Origin of the sequence: Acrocarpospora catenulata (assembly GCF_018476525.1) — a bacterium.
Lineage (GTDB): Bacteria > Actinomycetota > Actinomycetes > Streptosporangiales > Streptosporangiaceae > Acrocarpospora > Acrocarpospora catenulata.
Genome location: NZ_JAHCST010000029.1, coordinates 69,588 through 85,954, shown reverse-complemented (window position 1 = coordinate 85,954; position 16,367 = coordinate 69,588). Strand labels below are relative to the sequence as shown.

Genomic DNA, 16,367 nt, shown 5'->3' with positions numbered 1-16,367 from the left:
CGGGGGCCTCGGCGCTTCGGTCGGCCGATCCTGGGCGAGGCTTGTTCATGCGGGGGCCTTGACGTAGAGGCGGCGGAAGGAGCGGGAGGTCAGCCACTGGAGGATGCCGATGCCCGCCCCGGCGGCGATGGTCAGGTTGACCAGGTAGTGCATGACGACGAAGTACACGCCGAAGGCCACGCCCCGGCTGGCGAAGACGAACCGGTACATGCGCCGGTCGATGCCCAGCCAGGCCAGGAAGAAGAGCAGCGGCACCGCCCACGTCCAGGCCAGGCCGGTGAGCAGGGGCAGCGGCAGCGCGGCGGCCGACAGCGCGGCGGACAGGCTGGCCCCCGACTCCGGCGAGCCGACCACCCCGGCCGCGTACCGGCGTTGCAGGAAGAACGGCACGTGCAGGCGGGTGCGGGTGAACACCTTGCGCAGCGCCACCCGCGCGGTCGCGTCGTCGTCGTGGCGGCCCCGCACTGCCGAGGTGAGGATCACCTGGTACCGGTCGGTGAGCCGCTCGCCGATGTCGGCGCCCTCGGACTGGAGCAGCGTCTCCGACCAGGGCCCGACCTCCGCCCAGACGCGGGCGGGGATGGCGATGATGGCGACCGGCAGGAAGCCCTTGATCGGGCCTTCGGCCACCAGGTACCAGTAGTGCCGGTAGAGGTTGCGGTACTCCCGGACCAGGCTGACCCGGTTGAGCGGGACGGCCTCGTAGTTGCCGCAGACCGCGCCGATCCGGGGGTCGGAGGCGAGCATCGTCACCGCCTCGGCGACCGCGTCCGGGGCCAGGGCCACATCGGAGTCGAGGAAGAACAGGATCTCGCCCCTGGCGTGCTCGACGCCGAGGTTGCGCGCGACGGAGACGCCCCCGTTGCGGGGGGTGCGCAGCACCGGCACCCCCAGTGCCTCGGCGACGGCGACCGAGTCGTCGGTGCTGCAGTCGTCCACCAGGATGATCTCCAGCGGCGCGTAGGTCTGCGCCTTGACCGCCTCCAGGCACTGCCCGAGCACGTACCCGTAGTTGTAGTTGGGGATGATCACGGAGACCAGCGGATTCATCGGTTCACCACGCTTTCCGGACGGCGCGTCGGCCCGAACGAGGAGTCGAAGGTGGCGCGCAGCCAGCCGACGGCGGCCCCCGAGAGCAGGGCCGTGTGGGCGAGGAAGTGCACGCCGATGAAGTAGGGCAGGAAGCCGGGACCCCGCTCCCTGAGCATGAACCTGGTCAGCGCCGAGTCGGCCGCCGCGAAGGCGGCCAGCCCGGCCGCGCCCAGCGCGAGCGCGGGCGGCCAGAGCAGCGCCGCCGGGAGCGTGGCCAGGGTGAACGCGGCGGCGAGCACCCCGCCCAGGCGGTTGACCTTGAGCGCCCCCGGCCGCATGCGGTTGCGCGCCGAGAACCGGAGGAACTGCGCCCGCCGGTACTGCTCGGCCAGCAGCGGCAGCAGCCGGTCCGCCTCGTCGTGCCGCCCGGACACCTCGGCGGAGAGCCGGATGCGGTGGGCGGCCAGCAGGCGTTCGCTGTACTCGTCGTCCTCGGCGCTGCGGAGCTTGGCGTCGAAGGGACCGACCTCCTGGAACACCTGCCGGGGCATCGCCGCCAGCGCGAAGACCGCCGTGCTGGTCAGGCCGGCGCCCTGGCTGAGGGCGTGGTGCAGGTGGAGGGTGCGGTAGACCTCCACGCGGCCGTCGTCGATCAGCGGCTCCTTGGCGTACACGCCGTAGACGCAGCCCAGGCCCGGGTCGGCGGCCAGCAGGCGCACGGCGGCGGCCACCGCGTCCGGCGCCAGGCCCACGTCGGAGTCCAGGAAGAACAGGACCTCGCCCGTGCTCGCCGCCGCGCCCGCGTTCCGCGCCGCCGACACGCCCTGGTTGTACGGCTGGGCGAGGACGGTGCACGGGTACGCGGCGGCGATCGCCCGGGTGTCGTCGGTGCTGGCGTCGTCCACGACGATCACCTCGACCGGCCGGTGGGTCTGGGCCAGCGCCGACTCCAGGCAGAGGCGCAGGGTCTTGGCGGCGTTGTGCGCCGGGATGACGATCGAGACCAGGGTCATCTCGCTCCCCCCAGGAGGGTCGCGGCCAGGGACGGGTGGTTGGCCAGCAGGAGGGTGACCCCGAGCACGACGGCCAGGCCCAGACCGGTCACGGCCAGCCCCCGGTCCCGGAGCACCCCCCGTACGGGATCGCCCCCGCCGCCGTCCACCAGCACCACCTGGAGGTACCGGAAGAGGGCGAAGAGCGCGAACGGGGTGGAGAGCAACATGGCCGCCAGCCCGTACGGCCCCAGGGGCGCCTCGCTGCGCAGGTAGATCAGCCCGGACACGGCGGCCAGCACGCTGGTGATCTGGAGCAGGTGCCCGGTCAGCTCCACCGAGTAGCCGCGCAGCGCCGGCCGGTGCTCAGGCCCGCTCTCCAGCAGCTCCCGGCGGCGTTTCCCGATGACCAGCAGGAGCGAGAGCGAGAAGACGGTCACCACCAGCCACCCGGAGATGGGTTCCCCGATCGCCGCGTACCCCTGCACCACCCGCAGGGCGAACCCGAGCGCGACCGTGCCCACGTCGACCAGCGGCACGTGTTTGAGCGCCCGGCTGTAGGCCACGTTCAGCGCCAGGTAGGCCAGCAGCGGCCAGTACGGCCGCCCGGGACCCACCGCGACCAGCACGGCCAGCAGCGCGAGCAGCCCCGCCCGGTACAGATAGGCGGCCCGGACCGAGACGCCTCCGGCGGCGATCGGCCGGTGCCGTTTGACCGGGTGCAGCCGGTCCCGGTCCCGGTCGAGGAGATCGTTGCCGATGTACACGCAGGCCCCGGCCAGCAGGAACCCGGCCACCGCCCAGGCCACCTGGCCGAGCGCGGTCAGCGTCCACTGCCCGGTGTCCAGCAGGGCCAGCGGCACCAGGAGCACGCTCTTGGCCGCGTGCAGGGGCCGTACCAGGGCGATCAGGTCCCGGAGCGGGGAGGTCCCGCTCCGCTCCGCCACCGGCGGGACGGGCTCGATGACACGCATGGGCACCTCCGGCCGGTTCAGAAGAAGACCTTGGCGAACGAGAGCGCGCCCTGCTTCCAGGCGTCCCGGCTGGTCCTGCCGCCGGGCGCGGGCGGCCCCGCGTGCTCCCGCCACCAGGCGTAGGCGGCCAGGATGGCGTCCCGATTGGACAGCTGAGGCTGGAAGCCCAGCCGTTCCCTGGCTTTGTCGATGCTCACGTAGGAGTCGGCGAGCAGCTTGTAGAGCAGGCGGTCGTACACCGGGGACAGGCCGGTGCGGCCCAGCAGCCGCAGCACGCCCAGGGCGGGCCTGGCCGGCAGCGAGCGCAGCCGTTTGCCGTGTCCCGCCGCGTCCAGCACCGCCTGGAAGTCCTCCCGGAGGGTGCCGAACTCGGCGGCGGCGATGTTGTAGGTGTCCCCCGCCACCGATTCAGGCGCGGCCAGCACGCACTCGATCGCCGCGACCAGGTCCTCGATGGCCAGCATCTGGATGCGGGCGCCCCCCTTGCCCAGCAGGGGGAAGCCGTGGCCCTGCTCGGCCCATTCGAAGAGCATCGCGAACAGGCCCATCCGCCCGGGTCCGAGGAAGGTCTTGGGGCGGATGATCGGCACGCAGAGACCGTCTGCCCGGAACTTCTCCGCGATCTCCTCAGCCGCCGTCTTGGCCCGGCCGTAGGCGTCGTACGGCTCCCGCAGGTGGTCCTCGGGGGTGGGGACCAGCTCGGGCAGGCCGTACACGGCGGTGGAGGAGATGTGCACCACGCGGGGCACGCCCGCCTGGCGGGCGGCGTCGAGCACGCTCCGGGTGCCGTTCACGATGACGTCGTGGATCTCCGGCTCGGGGTAGCTGGGCAGGGCGGAGGCGGTGTGCACCACGGCCGACGCGCCCGCCATCAGCTCGGCCATCCGGGGGGTGTCGCGAATGTCCCCGGCCGCGCCCTGGCCCTCGCGGGGGCGCAGGTCCACGCCGAGCACGTCCTGGCCGGTCTGGACGAGCCGCTGGACGAGGGTCGCGCCCAGCATGCCCGCGCTGCCGGTGACTACGATGCGGCCGGCCATCGCGGCGTCACCTTCTCCCGGACGAAGCGGGTCAGCAGCCGGACCATGCCCTGGGCCAGGGTCTGGTCCAGGCTGTCCAGGAAGTACTCCACGTCCTGCGGCTCCACCACCAGCGGGGGCGCGGCCACCAGGGGGTTGGCGCCGTTCAGGGTGTAGTAGGCGTAGATGCCGTGGTCGCGGTAGAGCGCGTCGATGACCGCGCAGGTGATGAGCTTGATCCGGAAATTGGGGTCGCGGGCCAGCCCGACCGGGGCGAGTTTGGCCGCCAGGTCGAGGATCTTCGGTCCGCCGTCCAGGAAGACGCCGTAGAGCGCCCCCGAGCCTCTGACCTCGGCCACCGTGCCCGGGTTGGCCTTGCGGACGCGGTCCAGACCGGGGGCGAGGATGCGTTCGATCTCCCGGGCCCGCCGGGGGTAGTCGTCCTCGACCGCGATGTTGACGGCCTCGATGGCGGTGGCGGTCTCCTCGCCGAAGCCGTAGTAGGTGGTGCTGGTGCTGTGCATCAGCGAGTCGGTGAGGTTGTCGTACGCCTTGCGGAAGACCGGTTCCCTGGCGATGTAGGCGGAGATGGAGGACTTGCCGCCGCCGAACGACTTGGAGGTGGTGACGATGTCGGGGATCAGGCCCGGATAGCGCATGAAGTAGAAGAGGCTGCCGGTCTTGCCCCACCCCGTGTAGATCTCGTCGAAGATCAGCACGATGTCGTGGGCGTCGCAGAGCTCCCGCAGGCCGCGCAGGAACTCCTCCGAGCAGGCGGTCATAGTGGAGGCGCTGAAGGGTTCGATGAGGATGGCGTACACGTCGCAGCCGCCCTTGGCGTTCCTGGCCGCGGCGACCGCTTTCCGTACGCCGTCCAGGTCGCCGTACGGGAAGACGCCGACCCCGGGAATCCCCGGGAACTGGAAGGTCTGCCGGGCCCCGGTCAGGCTGCCGGAGCCGAGCAGCTTGCCGTGGAAGGCGATGTCGGCGCGGAGCACGCGCTGCCGCCGGCCCTGGTGGTACTTGTAGGCCAGCTTGACCGCGCCCTCCACGGCCTCCGCCCCCGAGTTGGGGAAGAAGGACATGTTCAGGTCGCCGGGCAGCAGCTGGGCCAGGTTGTGGCCGAGGGCGGCGACGTACGGCGAGAAGTAGGTCTTGTGCACCTCCATCCGCTGCCGTTCCTGGAATCGCCGGCGGGCCGCCAGGATGCGCGGGTGGTTGTGGCCGTGGTTGAGCACGCCGACGCCCCCGGTGAAGTCGAGGATGCGGCGGCCGCTCCTGGTCCAGAGCCAGGCCCCTTCGGCGCGCTCGACCAGCTCCCGGCCGAAGCCGAAGGAGGTCATCAGCGAGACCTGGCTCCGGCTGACGTGCTTACGGTAGAGATCGTGGACGTGTTCGGTGGTGAGCTGCTCGCACTCGTCGATACTGATCAGCCCAGGCATGCGCACTCTCCCTTCTGGCCGGTCCTTCCGGTCCGGACCGGTTTCGAGAGTGCAACGAGCTCATCAAGCGCCGGTAAAGGCGCGGCTTAACATGAGACTTCCACACTTTCTCACATGCCGAGATAACCGGCTCTCAGGTTCATACAAGAAGCCATTTACGGCCATAGGCCCGAAACTGCCATTACATCTCACCACGAACGATGAAATTTCGAGATAAGGGCAGGTCAGCGAGGCGAGGTGTATCGAGAAAACGGCATAACCCGCGTGCGTCGATAAGTCAAGACATCCCTTTAAGTGAACATTGTGTGGTATTGCCGGTCCATGCGGTTTCGAGTACTTGGCACGCTTGAAGTCCGCTCCGACAGCCACCGTGTGGTCCGGCTTGGTGCGGCCAAGCAGCGCGTGCTGCTGGCCGTCCTGTTACTCAACGTGAACCGGCCCGTCCGGGTCGACCACATCGTGGACGCCCTCTGGCCGCAGCGCCCGCCGCGCACCGCCGCCGTCGCGCTCCGCACCTACGTCTCCGCCCTCCGCCAGGTCCTCGGCCTGGCGGGCAGGGTGGAGCCACCGCTGCTGTCCACCGTCCCCGGCGGGTACGAACTGCGCCTCACCCCCGCCGACCTGGACCTGCTGACCTTCGAGGAGCTGGCCGCCCAGGGGCAGCGCGCGCTCACCGAGGGCCAGCCGGTGGTGGCCGCGGAACGCCTGCGCGGCGCCCTCGGCCTCTGGCGCGGGCGCCCCTTCGAGGACGTCGCCCTCGACCCCAGCCTGGAGACCGAGGTGATCCGCCTGGAGGAACGGAAACTGGCCGCCCAGGAGACCTGGATCGAATCCCAGCTGACCCTCGGCCGCCACGTCGAACTGCTCGCCGAACTGGGCGCGCTGGTCGCGGAACAGCCCCTGCGGGAACGCCTCCAGGCCCAGTGGATGCTCGCGCTCTACCGCTCCGGACGCCAGGCCGAGGCCCTGCGCGCCTACCAGGACCTGCGCCACCGGCTGGTCCACGAGCTCGGCGTGGAACCCAGCCCGCCGCTGCGCCGGCTCCACCACCAGATCCTGGCCGGGCACTCCGCCCTGGCCCCGCCCTCCCCGCTCCCGCAGGCGGTCCCCCGGGAGCTCCCCCGCGACATCGGCAGCTTCACCGGCCGCGCCGCCGAACTGGCCTTCCTGCACGACCTGGCCGGTACGGGCGACCCCGGCGGGCCGGTGATCGCCGCCATCGACGGCATGGCCGGGGTGGGCAAGACCACGCTGGCCGTACACGCCGCCCACCAGTTGGCCGAGCGCTACCCGGACGGCCAGCTCTTCGTCGACCTGCGCGGCTTCACCCGGGGCGGCTCACCGGTGGACCCGGCCGACGCACTGGACCAGATGCTCCGCTCCCTGGGCGTGCCGGGCGAGCGCATCCCGCACAGCCCGGACGCCAGGGCCGCCCTCTACCGGACCGCGCTGGCCGGGCGGCGGATGCTCATCCTGCTGGACAACGTGGCCGAGGAGGCCCAGCTCCGCCCGCTGCTCCCCGGCTCCCCCCACTGCCTCATCCTGATCACCAGCCGCCGCCGGCTGGCCGGCCTGGAGGACGTGCGCCCGCTCTCCCTGGACGTCATGCCGCGCCGCGACGCCGTCACCCTGTTCACCCGTACGGCGGGCGAGCAGCGGGTCAGCGACGCGCCCCCGGACCTGCTCGACGAGATCGTGGAACTCTGCGGGCGCCTGCCGCTCGCCATCCGCATCGCCGCCGCCCGCCTGCGGGTCCGCCCCGGCTGGACGCCCGCCCACCTCGCCGACCGCATGCGCGACCACCAGAACCGGCTGGGCGAGCTGGAAGTCGGGCGGCTCAGCATCACCGCCGCCCTCGACCTGTCCTACCAGCACCTCACCCCCGGCCAGCAGGACATGTACCGCCTGCTCGGCCTGCACCCCGGCCCCGACATCGAACGCCACGCGGCCGCCGCCCTGGTCGGCACCACCCCCGACCACGCCGGCCGCCTGCTCGACGAACTCGTGGACGCCCATCTGCTCCAGGAGCCCACCCCCGGCCGCTACCGCTTCCACGACCTCCCCCGCGCCCACGCCACCGCCACCCTCGCCGACGAGGACACCGACCACGACCGCCGCGCCGCGCTGACCCGCCTCTTCGACCACTACATCCAGACCGCCACCCGCGCCATCACCACCGCCCACACCCCCCACCAGGACCCGGCACCCCGCACCCAGGCCCTCGACTGGCTCAACGCCGAACTCGTCAACCTCCTGTCCACGGCCATCCACGCCACCCGCCACAACTGGCCCACCCAGGCCCTGGCCCTGACCGCGCCCCTCCACTACCACGTCCGCGAACGGGCCCGCACCACCACAACCCGCTTCCACGAACTGGCCACCCTCTGCGCCCAGGCCCAAACCCACCTCACCCAGGGCCGCTACGCCCCCGCCACCACATACTTCGAACAGGCCCTCAAACTCGCCCACCCGATCGCTCCGCGCGACAGCTGACCGGTCACCACGCCTTCCTGGCCATGACGTACGCCTGCTGGAACCGCTCCGGCTCAGTGGGCGCACGCACCAGGCGGGCGACCTCCCGGGCCCTCTCCCTGAGGCGATCTCATGGGGCCGGGTTAGGCCTGACCTGTACCTGTACGGTCCGGGTGCTATATCCCGGAAGAGTCGTAGAGATGATTCTGTTACCGAAAAATCCCGAAATCGGTTGATTTGACGGCTTGACGGCGATCTTGTGATGGGCGAAGACTGCCTTCGACTTGCGTGCTCCCCCGCCAGGCTGAACCCCGACCTGGCCAGGCACGCCAGATGGAGGAATCTCACATGAGGAGCGCCCCCGGCAGAAGAGGCCGCCGTCTAGCGGTCACGCTCGCCTTACCCCTGGCGATAGCGTTGAGCCCGCTTCCGGTACTCGCCGACCCATCCCCTCCGGTCAGCGACGTCGCCGCCGATCGCCAGCCGTCCGACACTCAGAACGGCGTGGCCCTGATCCGGATCATCGTCCCGGACCAGGCAGGCGTGGACCGGCTGAACGACATGGGCGTCGACCTGGCCGAATACAAGAAGCCCGTGGACGACGGCATCGAGGTGCACGCCGTCCTCAGCCCGCAGGAAGCCCAGGACCTCCGTGACCTGGGATTCGACCTCCGCGGCGTCATCTCCGACCAGAGCGACTACGCCGAGAACGTGGCCGAGCGTCGCCAGGCCCTGGCGAGGGTCGCCGCGGCCCTGGCCGCGGACACCGACACGCTCACGGTGCTGCGCGCGGAGTGGTTCACCAGCCTGGACAACCAGCGCTTCCTGTCGGTCGAGGTGAAGTCGAGCGCGACCGACGCGCAGACGGTGCTCACCGCCACCTGGGACAGCGGCCCCGGCACCGCCCCCAACTCGGGCGGCACGGCCACCATGTCCCGCTTCACCGACGCCGGGCAGTACATGTACCACCGGTTCAGCTCGCCGCTGGCGATCACTGAGGCCCCCACCAAGGTCACGATCACCAGCAACCGCGGCGGCTCGGTGACGGCGGACGTGAGCAAGTGGCTGGGCACGCCGCGCAAGGCTCCCAGCCAGCACTACGTCTCCGACTTCGTCGACCACTACATGGACCCGACGGAGCTCACCGACCGCATCGTCGGCCTGGCCAAGGAGTTCCCGAAGACGGCGGAGATCGTCGACCTGCCGTACCAGACCAACGGCTACCGCCGGCTCGCCCAGGCGCAGTTCGGCACGGTCGCGGCCAGCACCCTCTACGTGAGCTCCAAGGTCTACGGCAACGAGGGCGGCAACGACATCAGCATGGCGCTGGTCAACCCGAACGCCGCCTCCGCCCCGCTGACCGTCACGGTCAACGGCAAGGACATCGTGGTCAGCCTGGCCACCAGCGGCACGGGCGCGATCAGCAGCACCGCCAAGCAGGTCGTGGACGCCGTCAACGCCAACCCGGCCGCCGCGGCCCTGGTGACCGCGAGCACCTACCGCGGCAACGCGGGCAGCGGCGTGGTGGCCGCGGCCGCGGCGACGAAGCTGACCGACTTCCTCAAGGCCCCGGCCACCGTCAAGCGCGGACCCTTCCAGATGAAGGCGCTGCGCATCGGCAAGAACCGGGACGGTTCCAAGGTCGGTGTGTTCCTGTACTGCCAGGAGCACGCCCGTGAGTGGGTGACCCCGCTGACCTGCGTGGAGACCGCCGAGCGCCTGCTGCGCAACTACGCCCACGACGGCGCCACCAAGCAGCTGGTCAACAACCTCGACATCTTCATCATGCCGACCGTCAACCCCGACGGCGCGCACTACTCGATGTACGACTACAACATGCAGCGCCGCAACATGACCAACCACTGCGCTGCCAACGCGGCCGACCCCGCCAACCGCAACGGCTGGGGCGTGGACCTCAACCGCAACTTCTCCGTCGGCTCCATCTTCGACGGGTACAGCGGCGCCTCCACGAGCTGCACCAGCGACACCTTCGCCGGACCCGCCGAGCTGTCGGAGCCGGAGGCCCGCAACGAGGTGTGGCTGACCACGCAGTTCCCCAACATCAAGTTCGCGATGAACACCCACTCCTACGGCGGCTACTTCATGTGGCCTCCGGGCGCCTACAAGTCCGCCGGCCGTGAGCTGCTGCCGCGGGTCGACTACGGCACGGAGAACTACTTCTGGTCCGCCTCCGACCACATCCTGTCCGCGGTGCAGACCTACCGCGGCACGGCGATCTGGCCCGGCCGCACCGGCCCGGTTCCGGACGTGCTGTACTCGGCGGCCGGCAACAGCGCCGACGAGCACTGGTTCAACCGCGGCATCATCGGCTGGGACTTCGAGGTCGGCGCCGATCTCTACAACCCCACCACCAAGCGGTTCACCGCGGTCGGCTTCCAGCCGGCCTTCAGCGAGGGCCACGAGGAGGCGATGGAGTTCGCCAACGGCCAGATCGCCATCCTGGAGGTCGCCAGCGCCTTCGCCAACGACAACCAGCGGCCCGACTCCGAGCTGAAGGTCACCGGTACGACCGACACCGCCACCACGTTCACCTTCACCACCAGCGAGCCGGCCAACGTCTACTACACCCTGGACGGCAGCCGCCCGACCCTGGACTCCCTCAAGCTGACCGCCTCGGGCATGCGCGAGGGAGCTCAGCAGATCACCGTCGACAAGACCGTCGAGGTCCACTGGTTCGCCGTGGACATCGCCGGCAACGTCGAGAAGAACTACAAGCCTGACGGCAACGGCAAGAACTACAACAAGACCACGGTGAAGGTCGGCACCGGCGGGTAACCCTCTGTTCCAACCCCTAGTGGGTGCGCCGCCGCAAAGCGGCGCACCCGGTGGCCGCCGGCCTCCCCTTCCCCGGCGGCCACCACCCCCTCCCCAGGCGCAGTGGAATTCAATTGAGACGTTTCCCGGTCTCGCGGCAGCAGGGTGGTCTGACACGCTGACAGAGCATGGTCAGTGCCAAGTCAACCCTTGACGTGCTGGGCTAGGGGGCCTCCGATGGTGGACGGGGACGGCATCGACTCCCTTTTCACCACGCAGCGTCCGCTCGGCCCCATCGCCATCTCCGACAGCGCGAGCACCTCGGTCCTGAGGGCGCTGTACGACACCCGGGTCAACCTGCACCTCCGGTCGGAGCACAACCCGCCCACCTTCATCGTGGGGCGCCGCGGCTCCGGCAAGACCGCGCTGCTGCTCTCCCGGGAGTTCGAGTCCCAGAACCTCTCGATACGGCTCAGCGCGCAGGGCGTCTTCTCCCGGGTGCAGTCCGCGACGGACCTGATCGGCTCCTCGATGGTCCTCACGGTGGAAGGCGTGGCCCAACTCTGGGAGATGCTCCTCTGGTCGCCGATCATCACCCGGCTGGTCCTGTCGCGGCAGAAGGAGGATCCCGAGCGCGCCCTCCAGATCCTGTGGGAAGAGACGGCGGGAGTGCGCCAGGAGATCACCAACTCCTCCAGCCCCGACGACGACGCGCTCGACTTCACCACGCTGCGGCTGATCGAACACGTCAGAGCCACCCCGAACGTCATCGGCATGGACAACCTCAAACGCGGCTTCCGGCTGGCCAACCGGCCGTGGGCCGAGGTGGTCGACGCGGCGAAGGAGGTGCTCGACGCCCGCGGCACGCCGGTCTTCGTACTGATCGACTCCCTGGAGAACATCGGCGACCACATCGACCGCATCAAGAGCATCCTCCAGGGCCTGTTCCACCTGGTCGGGGACATCGGGCTACGGACCGGCAAGCTCCATTTCCGCATCCAGTGCTGTTTCCCCAGCGAGCTCTGGCCCGTGCTGGACCAGGTCTCCGCCAACCCGATCAAGGACTTCAGCGGACGCATGGTGTTGCAGTGGCACTGGCAGGATCTGCTCAGGGCCGTCGGCACCCGGCTGCGGACGTTCCTGGCACGGCGGTACCCCGGGGAACTGCGGGGCATCCGCGACGACGACCACGAACGGCTCATCGACCACGTGCTCCCGCCGAGCCTCATCAACCACGCGGGCACCCCGGAGAGCACCATCGCCTACGTGCTCCGCCACACCCAGCTGCTCCCGCGCCAGGTGCTCTACATCTTCAACGAGGCCCTGCATCGGGCGATCGCCCTGACCGGGATCCCCCGCGTCTACACCGCGCAGATCCTGGACACCGTGGCCGACGCCGAGGCCACCCTCTGTCCGGAGGTCTTCTCCGCCAACCACTTCAGGTACCCGCAGGCGCATGCCGTGGCCCGCCGGCTCATCCCGTACCTGCCGTTCCGGTTCGACGACGGCTACCTGCACCGGATGTGCAACCGTGCCGCGATCAGGGCGGACTTCGGGCTCGACTACCGGGAGGTGCGCGAGATGTTCACCGACGTCGGCATCCTCGGCCGGTACACCCATGAGACCGAGCGCTATCTCCGCGCCGAGTTCGCCTACGCCACGGAGGGGCAGATGATCCTCTCCCCAGACGAGGAGTACTGCCTGCACCCGCTCTTCGTCCGCCAGTACAGCTCAAGGGACACCCGGCCGTCGTCTCCCCGCGCCAAACCGGTCTACCCCTCGGGGATCCCGGAGCTGTCGCCGTGAACCCGCCGTCCCCCTCCCGCTACCGGTACGTCGACACCACGAGCGGCCTGGACGAGATCGGCATCGCCCTTTCCGGCGGCGGCATCCGCGCCGCCTGCCTCAGCCTCGGCGCGCTCCAGGTCGCCGAGGAGTCGGGCGTGCTCGCCCGCTCCCGGTACGTGTCCGCCGTCTCCGGCGGCAGCTACACGGCGACCGCCTTCATCTCCGCGCGGGCCCTCGGGCGGCGCGCCGGTGCCACCCAGCCGGAGGGCCCGGTGCCGCCGTGGAGCCGGGGTTCGCCGGAGGAGGCCCACCTGCGCAGGAATCTCCGCTACCTCGGCGAGGACTCCTCCGACCTGCTCCTCAGCCTGTCCCGCTACGCGCTCACGCTGCTGGTGAACCTGGTCCCCTTCGCCGCGACGATAATCCTGGCCGGCTGCCTCGCCGGCGTCGTGTTCCAGGCCGCCCAGCTGCTGGTGCCCGAGTCCGAGTCGCTGTACGCGCGTTTCCCCGAGCCGCGCTGGGCTGCCGCGCTCATGATTACTGTCATGGCGGCGCTCCTTGAGGCGAAATTCGGGCGCTCGGAACGCGCCGCCAGGCGGGTGGTCCTCGGACTGGTCCTCGCGCTCCTGCTGCCCGACGCCGTCGCGCTCACCACGCACGTCCTCGACACGCGCGTGTTCGACGTCTCGTCGGGTACCCGCCTCGCCGCGCTCGCCGTACTGATGGTCGCCGTCGCGGTCGCCGTGTTCCGTACGCAGTGGAACTTCTCGGCCAGCCGGACCCGGCAACTGCTCCGCCACATCGCGCGGACGCTGTTCGCCGTGTCCATGGTCGCCGTGGTCGTGTTGCCCTTGCTGCTCTGGATCGGCCAGGCCAGCCAGATGGGGTACGCGGAAGCTGCCGCGGTGGCCGCCGCCGCGCTCGTGCTCCTGCTGGTCTTCGGGGTCGCGGTGCACGCCAACGAGACCTCGCTGCACCGCGTCTACTCCCGGCGGCTCGACCGCGCCTACGTCGTCAGAACCGCCGCTCCCCAGCGCCGCGCGGTCCGCCTGTCACAGGTGTCGATCAAGGACACCTACGCCGACGGGCTGCCGCAGCTGCTCGTGTGCGCCTCGGTCAACCTGCGCGCGGACGAGTCGGCGGAAGGGGAGGGCTGCGCGTCCTTCGTCTTCTCGGCGAACTACGTGGGCAGCGCCGCGATCGGGGAGGCCGCCTCGCCCTCGCTGGCCGCCACCCTCGACGCCGCGACACTCGTGGCCGCCTCGGGCGCCGTCATCGCGCCCAACATGGGCCGCTACACCAGCCGGGCGGGCCGGCTCGCCCTGGCGCTGATGAACCTGCGGCTGGGACTGTGGCTGCCGAACCCCCTGGTGGTGACCCCCGAGAAGCCGGCCAAGGGCTCGCTGTGGCAGCGGCTGGCGTACGGCTGGTACGAACCGGGTCCGCTGGCCACCTGGCGGGAGGCCCTGGGGGACCTGTCCGTACGGCACCGCCACGTGTTCGTCTCCGACGGGGGCCACTGGGACAACTCCGGCATCCTCGAACTCCTGCGCAGGCGCTGCCGCATGGTCTTCGCGGTCGACGCCTCAGTCGACGAGTTCCGTCTCGGGAACCTGCTCCGCCTGATCTCGCTCGCCCGCACCGAACTCGGCGTCGAGTTCCAGGCCGACGGCAGGCTCCTGCAGTCGCGCTCCCCCGTGGAGAAGATCCGGTTCACCTACCCCGACGACACGGCCGACAGCCCCTCCGCCTACCTCATCCTGCTGCGCACCCACATCACCCAGGAGATGCCCAGCGACCTCGTCGCCCTGGCCACGGGCAGCGCGGTCTTCCCCCGGCACTCGACGCTCAACCAGTTTCTCTCCGCCCGGGACGTCGACGCGTACATCGCCCTGGGGCGCTGGCTCTTCCACCGCGGGCTCGCCGCCGCCGACCTGCTTCCCGCCAGTTGACCTAAGGCGAGGAGAGCCACCTGTCCCTGGTGATCGCGTACTCGACCTCGCCCAGTTCGGAGCCGGGAAGCGGGTCTTCCCAGTCCAGGTTGAAGGAGCGCACGTACTCCAGGCCGACCGCGGCCATGGTCGCCCGGGACGCCTCGTTGACCGCCATCGTCTCGGCGAACACCCGGTCCAGGCCCAGTTCCTCGAAGCCGTACCGGAGCAGTTCGCGTGCGCCCTCGCTCGCCAGTCCCTTACGCCAGTGGCGGCGGAGCAGCCGGTAACCAAGCTCGGCCTGCCCCTGTACCGGGCCCTGATCGGCACGTTGCGGCGGCTCCAGGACCCACCAGCCGACGAATTCCCCGTCCGCGAACCCGGCCCAGAACCCCAGCCCCGGAACACGCTCGGCGGCCGCGAGACGCTTGGGGTGCAGGAGCTCCACCTCCTCCCTGGTACGGGCGCGCCCCGTCAGATGCCGCATCACTTCCGGGTCGGCATCCAGCTCAACTTCGTACTCCAGATGCTCGTCACGAAGCGGAACCAGCGTCAGCCGGCTGGTCCGCAGGGTCGCCTGGGACACGACAGAAGACATGACGGAATTGTCCCACCTGCCCCAACGCAGCGCCCCGCTCCAACGATCAGCAGAACGGGCAGAACGAGGAGTGCCGAACCCCTCCACACCGGAATCCGTTGTCCCGGTAGAGGCCCCGAACGGGAGACGTCATGCGCAGGTCCGTCCCGCTCCTCGCCATCGTCCTCACCGTCTCCGCGTGCATGCTCACCGTCTCCGCGTGCGTGCCGGGTCCTGTCACCCCACCCCAGGCCCCGGCCCCAGCCGTCGCCGACGTCTGGCGCGACTTCCCCGTCGCCTCCGCCCTCGAACGCCCTCTGATCGTCCTCGACGCCCTTCCTCTGACGGACGCGCAGAGCAAGGGCCGCATCCCCGCGGAAACAGCACTTCCCGCAGGACAGCCCCCATCGACCCATCTCACCCTCCAGGGCACATCCCGGCACGTCACCCTCATCAGCGCCCAGGAGGCCCTGACCGCCATCCGCGCCCAACGTGCCATCACCGACGCCCCGGAAGCCCACATCGCGGCCACGACCTTGATCGTCGCCCCGTTCATAACCGACCGTGGCACGCTCCCCCTCCCGGCCTGGGAATTCCGCCTCACCGAAGGCGGCACACTGAAATGGCCCGCCATGAGCACCGGCCACTTCTGGCGACTGGGATCGACCGCCCCTTCCACAATGGTTGTGGACCTGGCGGTCGACGGCCGCAACCTGACCGCGACCTTCATGGAGAGCTGGGGCACCCCCTGCCCGGGTGTATCCGCCCCCCAGGTCACCCCCGTAGCCGTCGAATTCCCGTCCTTCGTCTCAATCGGCCTCAAAGTCTCCACCACCGACCTCGGCGACTGCGCCCAGAGCCTGGCGGCCCGCCTGAGAGAAGCCTCACTCACCCTCAAGGAGCCCCTGGGCAACCGCGTCGTCGTCGACTTCTCCGGCCAGGTCGTCCCCACCACAACGTGACGACCGCACGAAGCCCCGAAAAACCCGCTCACGTCAGCGCCAGCCGACACATCCAGCCCAAAAGGATCACAGTCGACCAAATATGGATACGGTGGTCAGGTCGGAGCTAGGCACCCGACGTCATGAGACAACCCCCTTGCCGCTCACAGGGAGTAACAAATGGCAAACTCAGTGACTGCCACTTGGACAGGAGCCGTTCTTGCCGCACTCCTGTTAACCGGTTGCTCAGAGCAATTAGGCGACCGCGGCGGCCAAGAAAACGCCCCACCAGACAAAATCAGCGACGTCGACTACATCGAAGTCTTCCGCAACGCCGACAATTTCCCCAACATAGCCCGAATCTGCATCGAGGGCGTAGCCTTCGCCAGCACCTCCAGCGGCCTACGCGGCGAAAGCGCCGTAGCCA

The 16,367-nt window shown here is 70.0% G+C and carries 11 protein-coding genes; 5 read left to right on the top strand and 6 right to left on the bottom strand.

Annotated features, from left to right (window positions below; all coding sequences use genetic code 11):
* Positions 1–45: 45 nt before the first annotated feature.
* From KIP79_RS26615 to KIP79_RS26595, 5 genes are read right to left on the bottom strand one after another with little or no spacing between them, the layout of a single operon-like run.
* Positions 46–1,050 carry a glycosyltransferase family 2 protein gene (locus tag KIP79_RS26615; protein WP_214107650.1) on the bottom strand — a complete coding sequence of 335 codons (1,005 nt, stop codon included), beginning with the start codon at positions 1,048–1,050 and terminating at the stop codon, positions 46–48.
* Positions 1,047–2,045, bottom strand: a complete 999-nt coding sequence (locus tag KIP79_RS26610; protein WP_250213872.1) for a glycosyltransferase family 2 protein — start codon at positions 2,043–2,045, stop codon at positions 1,047–1,049. Before KIP79_RS26610 ends, KIP79_RS26615 begins: the two co-directional genes overlap by 4 nt.
* Complete coding sequence (locus KIP79_RS26605; RefSeq protein ID WP_214107649.1) at positions 2,042–2,998, bottom strand: UbiA prenyltransferase family protein; 957 nt, start codon at positions 2,996–2,998, stop codon at positions 2,042–2,044. Before KIP79_RS26605 ends, KIP79_RS26610 begins: the two co-directional genes overlap by 4 nt.
* Before the next feature lie 17 nt (positions 2,999–3,015).
* Positions 3,016–4,035 (bottom strand): NAD-dependent epimerase/dehydratase family protein, encoded by a 1,020-nt coding sequence (locus KIP79_RS26600; RefSeq protein ID WP_214107648.1) that lies wholly within the window; start codon positions 4,033–4,035, stop codon positions 3,016–3,018.
* A complete protein-coding gene (locus tag KIP79_RS26595; protein WP_214107647.1) occupies positions 4,017–5,456 on the bottom strand; it encodes an aspartate aminotransferase family protein in 1,440 nt (479 codons plus the stop codon). Before KIP79_RS26595 ends, KIP79_RS26600 begins: the two co-directional genes overlap by 19 nt.
* Positions 5,457–5,777: 321 nt before the next feature.
* Here KIP79_RS26595 and KIP79_RS48585 point away from each other — a divergent pair, with 321 nt between their 5' ends.
* From KIP79_RS48585 to KIP79_RS26575, 4 genes are all read left to right on the top strand, one after another.
* Positions 5,778–7,949: an AfsR/SARP family transcriptional regulator gene (locus tag KIP79_RS48585; RefSeq protein WP_214107646.1), complete on the top strand. Its 2,172-nt coding sequence runs from the start codon at positions 5,778–5,780 to the stop codon at positions 7,947–7,949.
* Between the two features lie 396 nt (positions 7,950–8,345).
* The gene (locus tag KIP79_RS26585) at positions 8,346–10,724 is read left to right on the top strand and encodes a M14 family zinc carboxypeptidase (protein ID WP_214107645.1); all 2,379 of its coding nucleotides are present in this window, start codon (positions 8,346–8,348) and stop codon (positions 10,722–10,724) included.
* Positions 10,725–10,940: 216 nt separating this feature from the next.
* Positions 10,941–12,509, top strand: coding sequence for a P-loop ATPase, Sll1717 family (locus KIP79_RS26580; protein WP_214107644.1), 1,569 nt, complete (start codon positions 10,941–10,943; stop codon positions 12,507–12,509).
* Entirely contained in the window at positions 12,506–14,443 is a 1,938-nt protein-coding gene (locus tag KIP79_RS26575) for a hypothetical protein (protein WP_214107643.1), read from the top strand. Before KIP79_RS26580 ends, KIP79_RS26575 begins: the two co-directional genes overlap by 4 nt.
* 1 nt (position 14,444) lies before the next feature.
* Here the strand turns inward: KIP79_RS26575 and KIP79_RS26570 are convergent, their stop codons facing one another.
* Positions 14,445–15,020: a GNAT family N-acetyltransferase gene (locus KIP79_RS26570; protein ID WP_214107642.1), complete on the bottom strand. Its 576-nt coding sequence runs from the start codon at positions 15,018–15,020 to the stop codon at positions 14,445–14,447.
* A gap of 131 nt (positions 15,021–15,151) precedes the next feature.
* Here KIP79_RS26570 and KIP79_RS26565 point away from each other — a divergent pair, with 131 nt between their 5' ends.
* On the top strand, positions 15,152–15,961 hold the full coding sequence (locus KIP79_RS26565) for a hypothetical protein (RefSeq protein ID WP_214107641.1): 810 nt from the start codon (positions 15,152–15,154) through the stop codon (positions 15,959–15,961).
* Positions 15,962–16,367 lie beyond the last annotated feature (406 nt).